At 43.8% G+C, this 17,040-nt stretch carries 10 protein-coding genes; 6 read left to right on the top strand and 4 right to left on the bottom strand.

Going from position 1 to position 17,040, the window contains the following annotated elements; all coding sequences use genetic code 11:
• Nucleotides 1–95: 95 nt before the first annotated feature.
• On the top strand, nucleotides 96–3,233 hold the full coding sequence (locus AAGR14_RS09905) for a PAS domain-containing protein (RefSeq protein WP_342648430.1): 3,138 nt from the start codon (nucleotides 96–98) through the stop codon (nucleotides 3,231–3,233).
• Nucleotides 3,234–3,336: 103 nt separating this feature from the next.
• Here AAGR14_RS09905 and dctA read toward each other — a convergent pair whose 3' ends face one another.
• Nucleotides 3,337–4,605 (bottom strand): C4-dicarboxylate transporter DctA, encoded by a 1,269-nt coding sequence (gene dctA / locus AAGR14_RS09900; protein ID WP_342648429.1) that lies wholly within the window; start codon nucleotides 4,603–4,605, stop codon nucleotides 3,337–3,339.
• Between the two features lie 557 nt (nucleotides 4,606–5,162).
• On the opposite strand from dctA, the gene AAGR14_RS09895 reads away from it, so the two are divergent.
• Together AAGR14_RS09895 and AAGR14_RS09890 are read left to right on the top strand one after the other, a co-directional pair.
• The gene (locus tag AAGR14_RS09895; protein WP_342648428.1) at nucleotides 5,163–8,087 is read left to right on the top strand and encodes a class I tRNA ligase family protein; all 2,925 of its coding nucleotides are present in this window, start codon (nucleotides 5,163–5,165) and stop codon (nucleotides 8,085–8,087) included.
• A gap of 340 nt (nucleotides 8,088–8,427) precedes the next feature.
• Nucleotides 8,428–10,977: a TonB-dependent receptor gene (locus AAGR14_RS09890; protein WP_342648427.1), complete on the top strand. Its 2,550-nt coding sequence runs from the start codon at nucleotides 8,428–8,430 to the stop codon at nucleotides 10,975–10,977.
• A gap of 126 nt (nucleotides 10,978–11,103) precedes the next feature.
• Here the strand turns inward: AAGR14_RS09890 and AAGR14_RS09885 are convergent, their stop codons facing one another.
• Entirely contained in the window at nucleotides 11,104–12,924 is a 1,821-nt protein-coding gene (locus AAGR14_RS09885) for a DNA mismatch repair protein MutS (RefSeq protein WP_342648426.1), read from the bottom strand.
• A gap of 63 nt (nucleotides 12,925–12,987) precedes the next feature.
• Between AAGR14_RS09885 and rlmH the strand changes: the two genes are divergently transcribed.
• A complete protein-coding gene (gene rlmH / locus AAGR14_RS09880; protein ID WP_342648425.1) occupies nucleotides 12,988–13,461 on the top strand; it encodes a 23S rRNA (pseudouridine(1915)-N(3))-methyltransferase RlmH in 474 nt (157 codons plus the stop codon).
• A 98-nt stretch (nucleotides 13,462–13,559) separates the two neighbouring features.
• On the top strand, nucleotides 13,560–14,513 hold the full coding sequence (locus tag AAGR14_RS09875; RefSeq protein WP_342648424.1) for a cation diffusion facilitator family transporter: 954 nt from the start codon (nucleotides 13,560–13,562) through the stop codon (nucleotides 14,511–14,513).
• A gap of 157 nt (nucleotides 14,514–14,670) precedes the next feature.
• Here the strand turns inward: AAGR14_RS09875 and AAGR14_RS09870 are convergent, their stop codons facing one another.
• Together AAGR14_RS09870 and AAGR14_RS09865 are read right to left on the bottom strand one after the other, a co-directional pair.
• Complete coding sequence (locus tag AAGR14_RS09870) at nucleotides 14,671–15,084, bottom strand: DUF5606 domain-containing protein (RefSeq protein WP_342648423.1); 414 nt, start codon at nucleotides 15,082–15,084, stop codon at nucleotides 14,671–14,673.
• 83 nt (nucleotides 15,085–15,167) lie between these two features.
• Nucleotides 15,168–15,605 (bottom strand): peptidylprolyl isomerase, encoded by a 438-nt coding sequence (locus AAGR14_RS09865; RefSeq protein WP_342648422.1) that lies wholly within the window; start codon nucleotides 15,603–15,605, stop codon nucleotides 15,168–15,170.
• Nucleotides 15,606–15,844: 239 nt separating this feature from the next.
• Here AAGR14_RS09865 and AAGR14_RS09860 point away from each other — a divergent pair, with 239 nt between their 5' ends.
• Nucleotides 15,845–17,026 carry an asparagine synthetase B gene (locus AAGR14_RS09860; protein ID WP_342648694.1) on the top strand — a complete coding sequence of 394 codons (1,182 nt, stop codon included), beginning with the start codon at nucleotides 15,845–15,847 and terminating at the stop codon, nucleotides 17,024–17,026.
• Nucleotides 17,027–17,040: the final 14 nt, after the last annotated feature.

Below are 17,040 nucleotides of genomic sequence, written 5' to 3'. Positions count from 1 at the left end.
CGCGAAAAATTAATTAGTAATAAAAACATCGACGTCACTTTTTTTCTTTTTATCCGTATTCTTGTCTTTGTTAACAGCTACAGTCTACCAATACTATGAAAGATACAAGCATCCCGGCTTTGCCGCCTGTTGCTTTACGCGTATTTAATACACTACCCATCTCTTGCCTGGTGCTTTCGCCGCAGTTAAATATACTCACATTGAGTAACAATTTTGCGACATTGACGAGTACTAATCGTGAAGAAATTTCAGGGCAGTCACTCTTTGACATTTTTCCAGAATGGCAAAATTCGTCAAACGGGCGCTTAAACACTGTACTACAGCAGGCCATCAATACCGGCCAGGCACAACAGCTATCTGGTATTGCTTTTAGCTTGCCAGGAAATGGATTGGCTTTAACCTTACAACCTGCGCAATACCAAATTACTATTGAGCCGGTAAAACACGAAAACAGCGAACTCAACTACCTCATTTTAGCGATAGAGGAAACTAAAAATGATCTCCCTGTAGGCGGTAATGATGGCGGCTCTTCCAACACACCTTCTTACGTAGATACCTTAAGCCGGCAAATGGAAGTGTTATTTCACGCCGTGCCAGCACAAATTGCCATTGTTTCAGGTCCGGAGCTGGTGTACACCTACATAAATCCACAGTATAAAAAGGAGCTATTTCCTGATCGCGATGTATTAGGCTTGCCGTTGCTAAAGGCTCTGCCCGAAATCACCAATCAGCCTATATGGAAAACCTTACATCAGGTTTATACCACTGGTGTGCCATACATAGATACCGAAATAAAAGTCCCGTTGGCTGGGCTCACTGGCGGCAAAACAGAGGATCACTATTTCAATGTTGTATATCAACCGTTGCGCAATGCACAGGGCGAAATTAATGCGATACTGAGCTTTAAATACGAAATTACCCAACAGGTTGCCGCGCGTATGTTGCTTGAACAAAAAGAGTGGGACTTGCAACGACTTAATGAAGAACTGCAACAATCATACGAAGAACTGCAGGCCAGTAACGAGGAACTACAGTCGGGTAACGAAGAATTGGAGGCTACCAACGACGAACTTAAAAAGACGCAAGACAATTTAGCTACGCTAAATGATAACTTGGAAGAGCGCATTAAAGAACGTACAGCCAAACTTCAGGACAGTGAACATGAGCAGCAAGTTCTTAACGAGGAGCTTACTGCCATCAACGAAGAACTGTCGGCTACTAACGATGATCTTACAGATAGCCGTAATAATTTAAAAGAACTGGTTGAGCAATTAGCAAAAAGTGAAGAGCAGATACGCAGCTTAGTGCAAAGTGCCCCGTTTCCGATTGGTGTTTACATCGGTCGCGAAATGCGCATTCAAATGCTTAACCAAGCCATTATCGATGCCTGGGGCCGAGGCAGCGACCTGATTGGCAAAACCTATGCGGAAGTATTACCTGAGCTGGCCGGGACGGGCATTTACGACATTCTGGAACGGGTTTATGATACAGGCGTCCCTTACCATGCCGAAAACCAACGTGTAGATTTAATGGCAGACGGCCAACTGCAGCCATTTTATTTTAACTACGATTTTACGCCGCTGTTTGACAAGCAAAGCAAGGTATATGGCGTAATGAATACCGCTGCCAATGTAACCGACCTGGTAAATGCAAAATTACAGGTAGAGCAGAGCCGTAAAAGCCTGTACAACATAATTATGCGGTCGCCGGTATCAAAATGTATATTGCTGGGCGAAGATTATACTATTGATGTTGTTAACGACCGTATGCTTGCTCTTTGGGGTAAAAATCGCGACGCTGTTAATCAACTACCTATGTTTGATGCGATACCCGAAAGCCGTGGGCAAGGCCTAGAAGAGTTGCTACAAGACGTCTATACCACCGGTAACACTTACGAGGCTAAAGAACGCCCGGTTAAACTAATACGCAACCGCGAGCCCGAAATATTTTACCTCGACTTCGTATACCAGCCATTCCGTGATGCACACGAGAACATTACGGGCGTTATCGTGACCGCTATTGACGTAACCAGCCAGGTAGTTACCCGTGAAGAAATACAACAGCTGAATGAAGAACTGGCTACAACTAACGAAGAACTGAAATCGGCCAACGACATACAAGCAGCTATCAACGAAGAATTAGCCATTCTAAACGATGCATTAAAAATCAGTCAGGACGAGGTGCAATTAGCTATTGATGCTGCCGGACTGGCTACCTTTGATTTAAACCCAAGCACAGGGCGCTTTGCAGGTAACGATCTGACCAAAGCCTGGTTCGGTTTACAACCCGCTGACGAAATTGAACTGTCAAAAGCCATTGCTGCTATTGCTGATGAAGACAGTGAGCGAGTTACGCAAGCTATACAATATGCACTTGATTATAGCTCCGGTGGCGGATATGATATCATTTACACCATCAATAATCCGTTAACGCAAAAGCCCCGGGTGGTTAGGGCTAAAGGTAAAGCTTTGTTTAACGAGCATCAGCAACCTACTCGACTAAGCGGTGTACTGATCGATGTTACCGAACAGAAAAAAGATGAGCAGCGTAAAAACGACTTTATTGGTATTGTAAGCCACGAGCTTAAAACACCTTTAACATCGCTTAAGGCACTGATACAGGTAAGCGGTCACAAACTCAAAAAATCCGACGATGTGTTTTTACAAAGTGCAGTTGAGAAGTCAATCGTTCAGATCAGAAAGATGGAAAGTATGATCAACGGCTTCCTAAACGTATCCCGTCTGGAGTTAGGCAAAATGGCCATTGAGAAAACCCGATTCAATATGCAGGACATGATTACTACGCTTATTAAAGAAGCCGAGCTAACCATAACCAGCCATCAAATTAAATTTGAGTCCTGCGACCCGGTTTTTATTAATGCCGACTATAATAAGATAGAATCGGTATTATCTAACCTCATCAGTAACGCCGCTAAATACTCTGCCCGTGATACCCGTATAACGGTAAGCTGCCAGGTTAGCCCAACCACGGTACAAGTAAGCGTGAAAGATGAAGGCATGGGTATCAGCGCCGAAGACCGCAAAAAGATTTTTGACCGCTACTTCAGGGTAGAATCAAGCCAGGCTAAACACATATCGGGCTTCGGCATCGGGCTTTACTTAAGTGCCGAAATAATACAGCGGCATAGCGGCAACATTGGTGTAGATAGCGTGTTAGGTGAGGGATCTACCTTTTATTTCGAGTTACCGCTGTACGATGAGTTACTTGCATAATTACATTAATGCTACTTAAGTAGTTGAAATTTAAAACAATAAAGGTCATGCTGGCCAAGTACAAGATTAACCAGCATGCCCTTTATTGTTTTAAATAGTTTTCTTAGTCGCTACCAGCTGTCAAATCTTTAGCAGTTACTGCATCGTTATATTTATTCCTGTCAAATGCCTTTTCGCTGATGGCAATGACGATAGTTGCCACACCATTGCCAATAACATTGGTGATTGCCCGTGCTTCAGACATAAAGCGATCTACCCCTAACAGTAAGGCCACACCCTCAACCGGAATCACTTTAATAGCGGTTAACGTTGAGGTAAGTACAATAAAACCACTGCCAGTTACGCCAGCAGCACCTTTTGAAGTAACCATCAAAATACCGATTATGGTCAGTTCCTGCGTTAGCGTAAGCGATACCCGAAATACCTGAGCCAGAAATATGGTGGCCATTGAAAGGTAAATGGTAGTACCATCCAGATTAAATGAGTAACCAGTTGGTATCACCAATCCAACCACCGAACGGGCGCAGCCCAGGCGCTCGAGCTTTTCCATCATCAGCGGCAGTGCCGGTTCGGATGACGAAGTGCCCAGTACAATCAGTATTTCCTGCCTGATATATCTTAGGTATTTTAACAGACTAACCTTATAGATGTAACAAATTGCATTCAGTATTACAAAAATAAACAAGGCCATAGTTAAATAAACCGAGCCCATCAGCATAGCCAGCGGTTTAAGTGTTTTTAAGCCATGAGTGCTGATGGTATAAGCCATACCGCCAAAGGCGCCCAAAGGTGCAGCCTTCATAACAATGTGCATCATGTTAAAAAACACTTTAGCTAGCTTATCAAAACTTTGCAAAAGTGTTTGCCCGGTGTTCCCCATCCGGCTTAAGCCAAAACCAAAAAGCACAGCTATAAACAACACTTGTAAAATGTCGCCCTGGGCAAAAGCGCCTATGAAGTTGCCGGGGATGATGTGTGTAAAAAAGTCGCCCCATTTCATTTCCCCTGCTTGTTGTTGATATTGCGCTAATTTAGCGGTATCAGTGGGCAGCGGTATATTGAGCCCTTCGCCGGGTTTAATTAGATTGGCTACGGCTACACCAATAATTAATGCAAAGGTTGTTACCAGCTCAAAGTAAAGCAAGGCTTTGCCTCCTACCCGGCCTACCTTCTTCATGTCGTTCATGCCGGCTATACCTAACACAATAGTCAGGAAGATGATGGGCGCTATTAACATGCTAATGAGGCTGATGAACATTTTGCTAATGCTTTGCGCAAAAGACGCAAAGGCTGGATAACGCAACCCAACCAGCACACCCAATAATATAGCCGCAATAACCTGAAAGGTTAAATTTGAGAATAAACGCTTCATGAACAAAAAGGGCTTAATTGGGCAATAATATAGATAATTTTTGATTGCCGTGCTCCTTTTACAGCTGAACAGGTCGGTTTTAAACGCTAAGTGTTAAAGCTACGATAGGTATTTCGGCTTCCATATATAATAACAACGGAAACAGTTGGCGCAGTAATAACGTCGCAGAGATGTCCACGATAACAGTTGTTTAATTAAAGGATGTCGCCTGGCTCGACCCTGAAATTGCTTTCTACAAACAGGACAAATAGGCATCACCCCTTTGTTCTTAGACTTTTTAGGATTGTAATCTTGGTTCATCAATTGGTTAAGTGGCTGCTGCCAATTCAGGTATCAACCTGACGTAAATATACTAATAGCAAGTAATATATAACGGAAACGGAAATAGTTTTAGTATTTACATAACCTACGCTGAAAATGGGTGAATGGTTTGCTGATTAGAAAAATATTAAATGATTGTTAAAAATGCACCGACGTTAAGCTATAGCTCGCAATAGTTTAAAAGCATGATGTTTTTTTGGTAGTTTCGCGCAAAACTCTTTGAGACCACCCGCGCAATGGATTATCAGTTTAAAGAAATAGAAAATAAATGGCAGCAATTTTGGGCAAGCCATCAAACGTTTAAAGCTAACAACCAGTCCGATAAGCCGAAGTACTATGTATTGGATATGTTTCCGTACCCATCGGGAGCTGGTTTGCATGTAGGCCATCCACTAGGTTATATTGCCTCTGATATATTTTCGCGTTACAAACGCCTCAAAGGGTTTAACGTACTGCATCCTATGGGTTACGACTCGTTTGGCTTGCCTGCCGAGCAGTATGCCATACAAACCGGTCAGCATCCGGCGGTTACCACCGAGCAAAATATTGCTACTTACCGCCGTCAGTTAGACCAGTTAGGCTTTTCGTTTGATTGGAGCCGCGAGGTGCGCACCAGTTCGCCGGAATACTATAAGTGGACGCAATGGATTTTTATGCAGCTATTCAAATCGTGGTATAACAAAGATAAAGACCAAGCCGAGCCAATACAGCAACTGACTAATAACTTTGCAACGCAAGGGTCCGCCGGTGTAAACGCTGTTTGCGACGAAGAGGCATTAACCTTTACCGCTGCCGAATGGACTGCTATGACCGAGGAGGCGCAACAAACCGAATTGTTGAAATACCGCCTTACCTACCTGCGCGAAAGCACCGTTAACTGGTGCCCTGCTTTAGGCACCGTACTAGCCAACGACGAGGTAAAAGACGGATTTTCTGAGCGCGGCGGTTTCCCGGTAGAGCAAAAGAAAATGATGCAGTGGAGCATGCGTATCACCGCTTATGCCGAACGCCTGTTACATGGCCTCGACCATATTGACTGGCCCGAACCGCTTAAAGAAATGCAGCGCAATTGGATTGGCAAAAGTGTGGGCGCAAGCGTAAAATTCCCCATCGAGAACCGCCCCGATTTTATTGAAGTATTTACTACCCGCGTTGATACCATATTTGGTGTAACCTTTGTGGTATTAGCCCCTGAACACGAACTGGTTGCTGAGCTGACTACATCCGGGCAAAAAGCAACGGTTGATACTTACATTGCACAAACTAAAAAGAAATCAGAGCTTGACCGCATGGCTGATACTAAAACGGTATCAGGTGCTTTTACTGGCAGCTATGTACTTAACCCTTTAAACGGCGAAAAAATACAGTTGTGGATTGCCGACTACGTATTGGCAGGCTACGGAACAGGTGCGGTTATGGCCGTACCATCAGGCGACCAACGCGACTATTTGTTTGCAAAGCATTTTGATTTGCCTATTGTACCTATTATCGACCTCCAGCAAATCGAAACACAAGCCGATCCTACAAAGGAAGGCAAATACATCAACTCCGATTTTATTAACGGATTAGCGTATAAAGAAGCAACCGCTGCTGTAGTAGCCAAGCTCGAATCAATTGGTGCCGGCAAGGCTAAAGTAAATTTCCGAATGCGCGATGCCATATTTGGCCGTCAGCGTTATTGGGGCGAGCCGGTACCGGTATACTTTAAAAACGGCTTACCTTACCTCATTGATGAAAGTGACTTACCGCTGATTTTACCCGAGATTGATAAATACTTACCTACAGAAACAGGCGAACCACCTCTTGGCCGTGCCGAAGGTTGGAAGTATCATGACCAATATGAATATGAATTAAGCACTATGCCTGGTTGGGCCGGCAGCAGTTGGTACTGGTATCGCTACATGGATGCACAAAACAGCAGCACTTTTGCTTCTGCCGAAGCCGTGAAATATTGGAAAGATGTAGATCTATATATTGGCGGATCAGAACACGCTACGGGGCACTTGTTGTACAGCCGTTTTTGGAATAAGTTTTTAAAAGACTTGGGACTGGCAGTTGAAGAAGAACCTTTTAAAAAGCTCATTAACCAAGGTATGATTCAGGGCAGGTCAAGCTTTACCTACCGTCTGGCACCTTTGCTGTTAAATACCGACGAGAATTTCGCCAAACCTGAAGTATACGTTTCTAAAGGCATTTACGAGTTGTATAAAGAGGGCGATTTTGATACTATTGAGCAGATTGCCTTGTTTTATAAAGATCTGCTGCCCACAGAAGCCGAATTGGGCGAAATGGAGTTTAGCAAACTTCACGTCGATGTAAACATTGTACACAACGACGCATTAGACGTAAAATCTTTCAGAACCTGGCGCCCAGGCAACGACAAGGCTATTTTCATTTTGGAGGACGGATCAGTAATTTATCCGGCTGATGAAGTGCCTGCTGATGGCCGGTATATGTGCGACGTGGAGATTGAAAAAATGTCTAAGTCAAAATTCAACGTGGTTAATCCTGATGATTTGATTGAGCGCTACGGAGCAGACACCCTGCGAATGTACGAAATGTTTCTTGGCCCTTTGGAGCAAAGCAAACCTTGGAATACTAACGGTATTGAAGGTGTATTCAAATTTTTGCGTAAGTTTTGGCGCCTGTTTCATAATGAACAATGGGAATTCACCGTTGCCGACGAAACGCCGACGAAAGCTGAGCAGAAATCGTTGCACAAAATTATCCGTAAGGCGCAGGAAGATATTGACCGTTTCTCGTTCAATACCTCGGTATCAAGCTTTATGATTGCTGTTAACGAACTGACCGACCTAAAGTGTAACAAGCGTGCCATTTTGCAGGATATGGTAATCATCCTGTCGCCCTACGCACCGCACATTTGCGAAGAGTTATGGACGCTGTTAGGGAACCAGGCCGGAACGCTGTCTTACGCAGATTACCCGGTATTCAATCCATCATATTTGATTGAGGATGAATTTGCCTATCCCATTTCGATTAATGGCAAAACACGCTTAAACATCAATATGGCTTTAACCATGGAGCCTAAAGAAGTAGAGGCACATGTATTAGCTCAAGCAGATGTTCAAAAATACCTTGACGGGAAAACACCTAAAAAAGTAATTGTAGTTAAAGGCCGTATTGTAAATATTGTGATATAGAGCACTAAGCAACTAAATAATAATTCACTTTTGCAGCCGGTAATATTAGAGACGGACATCAGTTCCGCCCCTGATATTACCGGCTTTTATACATTTATTGTTTTTTGTCGTTGCGCTTTGGCAATTTGAAAACCATTCGCCCTTAAAAAACAACCATTGGACGGAATAAGCTCAGCCATCGAACTTTAATGGTGCATCTTTAATGGCAACAAATAAAAAATTACTCTTCTTACTACAATGCAGTTGCTGCAAAAGTTATTCATTAAAAATTATTAAAAATAAATACCACTTGCTGTAACAATTCAACCGCAAAACTATCTTACTACCAAAATCATTATAAATGAAACGTTTTTTTACGCTTATTGCACTTATTACCGCCTTTTACTGTGCTAATGCACAGATGGTTCCGGGTTCGGGATCATCTATCACAGGCAAAGTTTCGGGTACCGTTATCGATTCTATCACCAAAAAGCCGTTAGATTACGCTACAGTGAGCATTTCCCGCAGCGGCGGTAAAGCCATCTTGAACGGTACTTTAACCGATGATAAAGGAAAATTTACCCTGAACAATATTGCACCAGGCAAATACAAAATATCAGTAACCTTTATTGGTTATCCTACCAAGGTTTTTGATCCGGTCGAAACTACTCCTGGCAAACCCGACAATAATATGGGCAACGTTGTAGTTGCACCAAGCACTAAAACGCTGAACGCCATCACCGTAGTTGGCCAAACGCCGGTAATTGAAAACAGGATTGACAAGATAGTTTACAACGCCGAAAAAGATATCACCTCTACCGGTGGCAATGCTACCGACGTTTTGCGTAAAGTGCCGTTGGTATCTGTGGATTTAGACGGAAATCCGTCATTGCGCGGAGACCAGAACGTACGCGTTTTAATTAACGGTAAGCCATCTGGTGCATTATCAACCAGTTTAGCTGACGTATTGCGCACTATCCCTGCCGATCAAATTAAAAGCATAGAAGTAATTACCTCGCCATCAGCTAAATACGATGCTGAAGGTTCTGGTGGTATCATTAACATCATCACTAAAACTAAAAACGTTTCAGGCTTAAGCGGCTCTATCAGCGGTGGCGTCGGCACCCGTCAAAATAATGGTAATGCCAACATCAATTATAAGAAGAACCGTTTTAGCCTTACCGGTAATTTAGGTTCGAACTTTGCGTGGCCTCAAACATCGCTGTTTGAGTTAAACAGCGTAAGCAATTTTAATAATACTACTACCACTATCAACCAAAATTCGGCCAGCAAAACCAAACGTTACGGCACCATCGGATCGGTAAATGTTGGTTACGACTTTAACGAATACAATAGTATTTCATCAAACATCCGCGTTAACGGCGGTGGTTTCCAAACTGATGGAAACTCTAATAACTTTAACAGCACGTTAATTAACCCCGCTTATAACAGCAACAACTTTAACAAAGCAAGCTTTAGCGGCTTTGACTGGAACGCTGATTATACGCGTAAGTTCAAAAAAGAAGGCGAAGAATTAACTATTGCAGGTCAGTGGAGCCACAGCAAAGTAGCAGCCGATTTTTCTACGATGTTTTTTAACATTGTCAATGCAGCCGACCGTGGCCGTTTCCCTAACCAGCAAGGTAACAATGATGGTGTAAACGATGAATACACTGCACAGGCAGATTATACTTTGCCTGTAAGCAAAGCAATTAAATTAGAAGCCGGCGGCAAAAGTATCTTCCGTCGTATTAACAGTGACTATAGCGTATTTAACCAAAGTACTGTTACGGCCGGTAACCCATTCTTATACAATAACGCGTTGTCAAACCAGTATGATTACAGCCAAAATGTGTACGCTGGCTACACTGTATTAACGTTTAGCTTACCTAAAAACTACTCGTTACAAACAGGTTTACGGGTAGAAAACACTGACATTACCGGCAGACCAAGCAACGCTACGCAAACAGGTTTGCAGGAGTTTCCGCAAAACTATACCAATTTTGTACCAAGCTTTGTTTTGTCGAAAACTATAAAAAACACCCAGACTTACAAGCTGAGCTATAACAAACGTATACAACGTCCAAGCTTAACTTACCTGAATCCGTTCATCAACAAAGCCAACCCGGATAATCAGACTGCGGGTAAACCAGACTTGCAGCCAGAAATTTCGCAAACTGTAGAATTGAGCTATAACACCTTTATCGGCGCTTCAGTAATCAACGTATCTGCTTATTATAAATACACCAACAATCTGATTGAAGGTTATGCAGCAACCATCCTGGATAGCGATTTAGGAAGAAACGTAACTCGTACCACCTATCAAAATATAGGTACCAACCAATCAGTAGGTGCCAGCTTCTTTGGCTCGGTTACCCCTTGGAAACCACTGACTTTAAGAGGTCAAATCAACGGTTATACTTACCACCCTACTACCCGCGATCCACAAACCTTCCAGCAATCAAGTATCGGAACTTTCTTCCAGTACAATGCCTTCGCAAGTGCATCGTTCACGGTAAAAGGTGGTTGGACCGCCGAAATGTTTGGTGTATTTAACTCTCGCCGTCGTACCATTCAGGGTACCAACCCGGCATTCAACCTATTTGGCTTAGGTGTGAAAAAAGAGATAATCGCCAAGAAGTTCACTCTGGGCTTAAACGCATTGTCACCTTTTCAAAAATACCTGAAGTTTGATTCGCAGGTGAATACCTTGAGCTTAAATCAAGCTACCAAAATTCGTTACCCACTGCAATCATTTGGCTTAACGTTTACTTACAACTTTGGTAAAGTGAACTACGGGCAGCAAACCAAGAAAAAAGGCGTTAACAATGACGACTTACTGCAAGGCGGCGACCAAAGCGGTGCTCCAGGTGGAGCTGGTGGCGGCGGCGGGGCTGGTCAGCGTCAATAACACCCCAACTTTATCAGCTACATAAACAACAAAACGCCATATCGAATATTCGGTATGGCGTTTTGTTGTTTATGCAAACTTCTCGAACCAATTAAGTAAATGGCTCTGATTTAAGGAAAGCAGTTACTACTCCTCTTTAGTAAATATACCAATACGCTCTAACAACAACGAGGCGTTGAACGTTTTACATTCCCCGGGCTTAAGTTTATAATCAAAAAGCATTTCGCCATCTTGCACTTGTATGTCGAAGTAAAAGTTGCGTACATAACCGGGGTATTGCTGCTCCAGCTGGGCCAACTGTAAATCGTGTGTGGCAACCAGGCCTACACCACGGCACGCAATAAGTTGTTCAATCACCGCTTTAGAACCGAGGTATTTATCGACCGAATTGGTGCCGCGCAACATCTCATCAATTAAAAAGAAGATATCTGAACGGGTCTTTACCGCTTCGAGTAGCATTTGTAAGCGGTCGAGCTCGGCCTTAAAGGTGGATGTGCTTTCGTTGAGCGAGTCTTTGATGCGCATATAGCTAAACAATTGCATGACCGATACCTGCATACTTTGCGCACACACCGGCGCACCGGCCAGCGCCAGCACAGTGTTAATGCCTAAAGTACGCAAAAAGGTGCTTTTACCAGCCATATTAGAGCCGGTAATGATGTCAACCTGCCGGGTGTCGTTCAGCTCGTAACTGTTGGCTACCCGTACTGAAGGTTTGATTAAAGGATGTGCAATGTTAACAGCGGTAAATGTGTAGCCATTTCCGTTAACTATTTCGGGCACGCACCAGTCCGGATTATTAATGTGCAAGCCTGCTAAACTAATTAAAGCTTCAAAACCGGCGACGGCCTCAAAGGCAGCTTCCAGATCCTGGTGGTTGTCGCGCTTCCAGGTTTCAATAGCCAGCACCTGTTTAATATTCCAAAGCAGCAAGGCATTCAATACAAGGTTTACCACAAAGTTAAGCCGCTGATTAAGCCGGTTAATTGATACCGATAGCTCATTGATTTTAAAAGATATGGGTTTACCCTGCCCTTGCTTCACTTTCAGCGCCAATTGTTTGGTTAAGTCCGACTGCCATTCAGCCTGCTCAATTTCCTTAAAAACGCCGGCATAATTTTTTAACCCGTCGCCTATACGCCCTGCTATCAAGTCGGTTCTCTCAATTTCTTCAGACTTGGACGACGTTAACCGATTATTAAACACCAGCAACAAAGCAGTAGCATACCTTGCCTCCGTAAAATATAAAGATAACACGCCTCCCAAGACCACCAGTAACGGTAACAAGCGGCTGTACCAATGCAGATACAATGCATTGTTAATATTTACCGGTAATTTAAGATAGGCCATCAGGCGCGGCAATTGCTGCACCTCTTCATCTAAAGCAAATAGTAACCGCGTTTGTAAGTCCAGTCGCCAATCATTTTTTTCAGCAAGTTCCTCAATGGCAGCTTGCCTTAATAGTATCTGGTTATTTTGAGCAGGTGCATTTAGCCAACCTGCCAATAACTGACTGCCTGCAGGCGTGGCCGCGCGGTTGATGAACTGGTAAAGCGAAGCCGGTCCAAAAATATCAAGGTCGGCCGTGTAAAAATGCTTATCATCAGAAAAGGCCGCACCGTTGTCGTAAATATTAGTTCGGTTTTGCATGCTGCCGATCTCGTTCTGAGCAACCGCCTCATAATTTTGGTAATATTGCTTGGCCTCTTCAAATACACTCTGCCGCGACACCAGCCAATTGAAAGCTACCGCCAGCACCAGAGTAAACGCTAAAAATAGCCCAACGCTACTGGCATCTACAGCTATGTATATGCCAACCAGGAAAGCGCAAAAGATAACAAGCCGAAAAACAGAGTACGTATTAATCTGGGCAGATAAATGGTTGATCTTTTTCTGGGCAAAGTCTATGCGTTGCTGGTAATCATCAATAAGGTTTGGATTCATCATGGTCTAATGCGGCAAATTAAATCATTTTTTTAGCAGATGGCAGTTTTAGTGTTTATTTGCAGCATGAAGATTGTTTTGCTTACCGTGGGTAAAACCGAAGATGCCTACATTCGCGAAGGGATAGACAAGTTTGTAAAGCGGCTCAAGCACTACACTAGGCTGGACATTATTGATCTGCCTGAACTTAAAAACACTAAAGCCCTTACCCAAGAGCAACAAAAGAGCAAAGAAGCCGAACTAATTTTAAAAAAAGTAACACCTAATGATCACTTGGTTTTACTGGACGAAAAAGGTCTCGAGTTTAACTCCGTACAGTTTGCCGACTACCTGGATAAGAAAGCCATCAGTTCGGTGCAGTCGCTTATCTTCGTCATTGGAGGCCCTTACGGCTTTGATACCAGCGTATATCAACGCGCTAACGCCAAACTGGCCCTTTCGCGCATGACGTTTTCACACCAGATGGTGCGCCTGTTTTTTGTTGAGCAGTTGTATCGTGCTTACACCATCATTAAAGGTGAGCCGTATCATCATCAGTAAACAAAGCCATTTTACAACAATTCTTAGCTTATTGACTTACATTTTCACAACCAACAGGGCACCAATGCCGTTATATACTTAGACGATCAGAAACAAATATGGGACACACGCACGACCACGGCAATCATCACGACCACGCCCCCAAGCTCGACCATCTTAATACAGCCTTTATTGTTGGTATTATACTCAACTCTGCATTTGTAGTTATTGAGGCTATCGTGGGTTTCGCACAGCATTCGTTGTCGTTGCTTACTGATGCCGGCCACAACCTGAGCGACGTGGCCAGTTTAGCCTTGGCACTGCTGGCGTTTAAATTGTCAAAAATGCGGGCCAGTAACACCTATACCTATGGCTACAGGCGTTCTACAATCGTGGTGTCATTACTCAATGCGGTTATATTAGTTGCCGCAGTGGGTATTATTGCTTATGAAGCCATACTGCGTATCGGTCATCCCGAGCCTATTTCGGGTATTACGGTGGCTTGGGTTGCCTTTGCAGGAATTGCAGTAAACGGTATAACCGCTTGGCTGTTTATGAAAGATAAGGAAAAAGACCTGAATGTGAAAGGCGCTTACATGCACATGGCGATTGATGCCCTGGTATCGTTAGGTGTAGTGGTATCGGGCATTGTTATTTATTTTACCAAATGGTATTGGATTGACAGCGCTGTAAGTTTGATTATTGTGGTTGTTATCATAGCCGGCACATGGCGGTTACTGATGGACAGCATCAGGCTGGAGTTTGACGGAGTACCCAAGCAAATGGATGTTGACAAAGTAAAGGCAGAGTTATTAAAAGCGCACGGAGTTAAGGATATACATCACCTGCATATTTGGGCACTAAGTACAACCGAAAATGCGCTAACAGCGCACCTGGTTGTTGATGCTGTGAGCATGAGTAACTTCGACAGTGTTAAAAAAGATTTACGTCACCGGCTGGAGCATTTAGAAATACAGCACAGCACCTTTGAACCCGAATTGGCCGACGACCATTGCACCCAAACCGAGTGCACTCTCGACACACCGTTGCAGGAGCACACTCACGATCATTAAAAAGTATCTAATTCACAACAGCATATAAATACAAAAGGCCGGTAAAAAATCTACCGGCCTCTTATATTTTATGTGATTAGCTGAAGCTATCTCTCACTTGCTATTTTACTTCCTTTTTAGGAGCGATATGTTATTTTGTTTCTTCCTCAGCGGCAACTTATGCTCCGCCTTCAGCAGGCTGGGATGCTGCTTCTTCATCAAATAAAGGCAGCTCTTTAAGCAAATGATACCAGCTTAGAATTTTTTTCATGTCCGAGGCATATACCTTTTCTTCATCATGACTTGGCGCAACCTCGCGGAAAAATTCGCGCATCGTTTTGCCATCTGCTTTGGCATCAGGTACCTCGCCGGCAGATTTCATATTGTCTAACACGCCGGTCAGTTTTATATCATCGTCTTCGCCAAAGATGGTGATTTCATCCAACGCCGCTAATTTAGCGGTAGACAGATTAACAACCAACTTGGTTTTTTTGCCATCAAGGCTCTCGAGCACGAAGCCGGTTTTATTTTGAGCCAGCGCTCTCCACAAACCCGGTTTGCCGGCTACCGATACAATTCCTTGTAAATTCATATATACACTTATTGGGGAACGATGACTGAGGCCGGAAGTCAGTTTTATACAGACCTTTGCCCCCACCCATCGGTCCTCAGTTATTAATCTTCAATTACGTCTACACTCAAAATTTTGTCGCCCTGACGGATTGCATCTACCACTTCTACATTCTCAACCACTTTACCAAAACAAGTGTGGTGACGGTCTAAGTGTGCAGTATTATCGCGGCTGTGGCAAACAAAGAACTGAGAGCTGCCCGTATTGCGGCCGGCATGCGCCATTGAAAGTACGCCACGATCATGGTACTGGTTATCGCCGGTTAGTTCGCAATCAATACGTTTGCCCGAACCGCCAGCACCTGTACCGGTTGGGTCGCCGCCCTGGATTACGAAGTTTGGAATTACTCTATGAAAGGTAACACCATTGTAAAAACCTGATTTGGCCAGGTCTAAAAAATTAGCTACTGTATTAGGCGCATCCTTATCGTAAAATTCGATAGTCATGTCGCCCTTTTCGGTTCTCATTATTGCTTTGCTCATAACGTTTTCAGTTTACTTAAAACAAGTTGGCAAAGGTAAACATTTTACTCGTTACCTTAAATTTATAATGTTGTAACTTATTTATTCTGTACATTTGATGTAATAAATCTTGATGCACCGCCCAGGTAATAAATGATTTACCGGTGGTTTAACCGTTTATGAAATTCGTAAACATATTTATTCTTCTGGCCCTGATGTGTACCGCGTTTCACAGTAATGCAGCGTCGTTATTGTTGCCTATGGACGAGGTGCAGAAAGACCATCTAAAGTCGTACGGTATTGCTTATTGGATCTTGCGCAATGGCGAATCGGTAGACTGGCTTTTGAATTACCGCGGTGGCAGCTTTTTAACCAAATACAGTAAACCGCTCGAGGATGAGTGTAAAATACGGGGCGTTAGTTATGAGGTATTACCCGATGCCAAAACCAACAGCATTTTAGCAGAGGTAAGTGATCCTTCTGTTAACATGGACATTGTAAAGCTTGAAAAAGCGCCCAAAATGGCGGTGTACTCACCTAAAAATAAACTGCCCTGGGACGATGCCGTTACCTTGGTACTGAAATACGCAGAAATACCTTACGACGTACTGTACGATGAAGAAGTAATTAAAGGCGACCTGCTTAAATATGACTGGTTGCACCTGCACCATGAGGACTTTACGGGCCAATACAGTAAATTTTACGGCAGTATGCGCTTCCAGCCCTGGTACCAAGAAGACGTACGCGGACAGGAAGCTCTGTCGCACAAGCTGGGCTTTAAAAAAGTATCGCAGATGAAATTGGCCGTGGCACAGCACATCCATGAGTTTTGCGGCGGTGGCGGCTTTTTATTTGCCATGTGCTCGGGTACTGATACTTTTGATATTGCCCTTGCCGCCGCCGGTACCGACATTTGCGAAAGTATGTTTGACGGCGACCCTGCCGATTACCGGGCACAATCCAAGCTGGACTACAGCCAAACGTTTGCTTTTCAAAACTTCAAGCTGGATATGAACCCCGTATCGCACCAGTTTAGTGATATTGATGTAGGCCCTTACCGCCAGGTAGAGCGTACGCGCGATTTTTTTACACTGTTCGACTTTTCTGCTAAGTGGGATGTGGTGCCCAGCATGCTTACCCAAAACCACGACAAGGTAATCAAAGGGTTTATGGGCCTCACTACGGCCTTTAACAAAAACCGTATTAAACCCGGTGTTACTATTATGGGTGAGATGAAAACGCAGAACGAAGCCCGCTACATACACGGCGAATATGGTAAAGGCCAGTGGACGTTTTATGGCGGCCACGATCCGGAAGATTATCAGCATGCCGTAGGCGACCCTCCTACCGATTTAAAACTTCATCCTAATTCGCCAGGCTACCGGTTAATTTTGAATAATGTGTTGTTCCCGGCAGCAAAAAAGAAAAAGCAAAAAACGTAAAACCTAATAACCTT

This window comes from Mucilaginibacter sp. CSA2-8R, assembly GCF_038806765.1.
Classification (GTDB): Bacteria; Bacteroidota; Bacteroidia; order Sphingobacteriales; family Sphingobacteriaceae; genus Mucilaginibacter.
The sequence above is the reverse complement of the archived record's forward strand: the minus strand, read 5'-3'. Positions and strand labels throughout refer to the sequence as shown.